This is a genomic window from Flavobacterium sp. 40-81 (genome assembly GCF_001898245.1).
Lineage (GTDB): Bacteria > Bacteroidota > Bacteroidia > Flavobacteriales > Flavobacteriaceae > Flavobacterium > Flavobacterium inviolabile.
Map to the genome: position 1 here is coordinate 1 of NZ_MKTM01000018.1, position 2138 is coordinate 2138.

Below are 2138 nucleotides of genomic sequence, written 5' to 3' on the forward strand. Positions count from 1 at the left end.
GATATGATTCTGAGGCTTCATGGCGGTTAGGTACCAGCATCCCAAACGGATAGGAATGAAATTACTTAAAATTCCGACAGAATGTATTAGGAATCAATGTTTATTAAAAATGAATGAAACTCTATTTTTTGCAGTTAGGATTTTTTATTTTCCATCTCTAACCAATATTTTTGGAGAAATATTACCATGAAAAAAACGACCCCTATAACACCACTGTTTAAACAATTTATAAGAGATACCGAAACCGGAAAACGTTTAAAAAAGAATGGCGAGCGTATTAAACCCGATTCTATACAGAATTATCATTATGTTTTACAAAACCTGATTCAGTTTTCAAGCGATACCGGTTTTGAATTGCGGATTTGTGATGCTTCAAAACTGAATAAAAGAGAATTACTGTCGGAAAAAAACTATTGGAAAAAATTCTACCAGAAGTTTACAGATTACTTATACAAGAAAGGTTGCCATGATAATTATGTTGGCTCAAATATTAAAGTCATTCGCGTATTTTTCAACTATTTGAAAAATGACAAAGATTTCTTTACCGGAGATTTCCAACGCTTGTTTTATGTGCGAAAAGAAGAAATCGAAATCCTGGTTTTATCACCGGAACAATTAAAATTTCTGATCCATGATAAAGAATTTGAAAATAGTTTATCCGTGAGCAATCGTCGGATTAAAGATATTTTTGTTTTTGGCTGTACGACAGGATTACGTTACTCGGATATTTTTCTGCTGACGAATAAGAACTTTGAACAAGTAGGAAATGACTGGTATTTAAAATTAAAATCCAAAAAGACAAAAACCTTTAGTCATGTAAAACTTCCGGCTTACGCGGTGGCAATTTATCAGAAATACAAAACCAAAAATGTCAAAAATCCGGTGTTTGGAAGTACAAGCCTCTTTAACTTTAATAAAAGTCTCAAACAAATAGGCGAATTAGCCAATTTTACAGCTTCTGTTGAAGTTTCCAGAGAAAAACAAGGGAAACGTTTACTAAAGCAAAATAACAAGGCTCCGAATCGTTTTTGTGATAAAATGAGTTCCCATATGATGCGAAGAACTGCGATTACCACTTTACTTATTTTAGGAATGCCGGAACACCTGGTTCGAAAAATAAGTGGACACAGTCATGCCAGTGGTTCGTTTAATCGCTATGTACACTATGCTCAGGTATATATCGACAAAGAAATTGAAAAAGTACATCTGAAGCTGGAAAATAGTATGCAGTAGCAACTCACACTTATTGTTCCAGAATATTTTAGTAATCAATAAAGAAGATTCTAAGAGGGTAATCTAGCTAAGATTATTGATTACCCTCGTATTTTTTATTAATATAGATGATCAACTCGTTAGTGATATCTACAGTTTCTTTAGCAAAGAGAACAGATCGTTTGTTTTCGGATCCTAAGATAAAGTCGTAGTTCTTTTCTTTTGAAAAATCGGTCGTATAGCCATTAATTCTGGACCAGATTTTAGCCGATTCTTCAGTAGCAAATTGCTGGTTAAAAGCTTCAAAATCTTGTTTTTTGGCGATCAACTCACGTGTAATCGCTTCTCTTTGTATTTCGGTAGCGCCTACCTGCTGCAAGACAATATATAAACTATCTAAAACTTTTTTGTGGGAGTTAAACTCCTGTTCCCTTCTTTTTTCAGCTCTTTAGTCATGTTGAAGCCATCAAAAAGCTTAACATTATCTACAAAAACAATTTCAGGACTATTACCTGCGACAAAGAAAGTAGCAGCTCCAACGACAATCAACAAAAAAAAGTAATGTTTGTAATGATTAAAAAATGGAATTTATTTTCGAACGCAATTTTACTTGTTTTTTTCAAAAGTAAAATTATTTACGCAATAAAAAATCCTATATTTAATTCAAGTTCTATCCCAATAATTACATTCATTTTTAGTCTATAATTACGATCAAAATCATTGAATTTTTAGAGGCTTTTTTACTCTAATCGACATTTTTACCAAATCCCAATTTAAAATTAAATACTTGAAAATGTTTTGATTACACAAATACAATCACTATCCGTTTGGGATGCTGGTACCTAACCGCCATGAAGCCTCAGAATCATATCGTTACGGGTTTAACGGAATGGAAAAAGATGATGAGTTAAAAGGGGAAGGAAATG

The 2138-nt window shown here is 32.8% G+C and carries 1 protein-coding gene and 1 pseudogene; one reads left to right on the plus strand and one right to left on the minus strand.

Annotation, left to right across the window (positions count from 1 at the left end):
- The first annotated feature begins 186 nt into the window (after nt 1–186).
- On the plus strand, nt 187–1233 hold the full coding sequence (locus BGO42_RS05910; protein WP_273247184.1) for a tyrosine-type recombinase/integrase: 1047 nt from the start codon (nt 187–189) through the stop codon (nt 1231–1233).
- A 73-nt stretch (nt 1234–1306) separates the two neighbouring features.
- Here the strand turns inward: BGO42_RS05910 and BGO42_RS05915 are convergent.
- Nucleotides 1307–1642 (minus strand): annotated as a pseudogene (locus BGO42_RS05915) (OmpH/Skp family outer membrane protein); the annotation flags it as partial.
- Nucleotides 1643–2138 lie beyond the last annotated feature (496 nt).

What these genes read in the sequence shown, in the direction of transcription:
- BGO42_RS05910 (WP_273247184.1), top strand. Translation starts at nt 187, where the DNA reads ATGAAAAAAACGACCCCTATAACACCACTGTTTAAACAATTTATAAGA.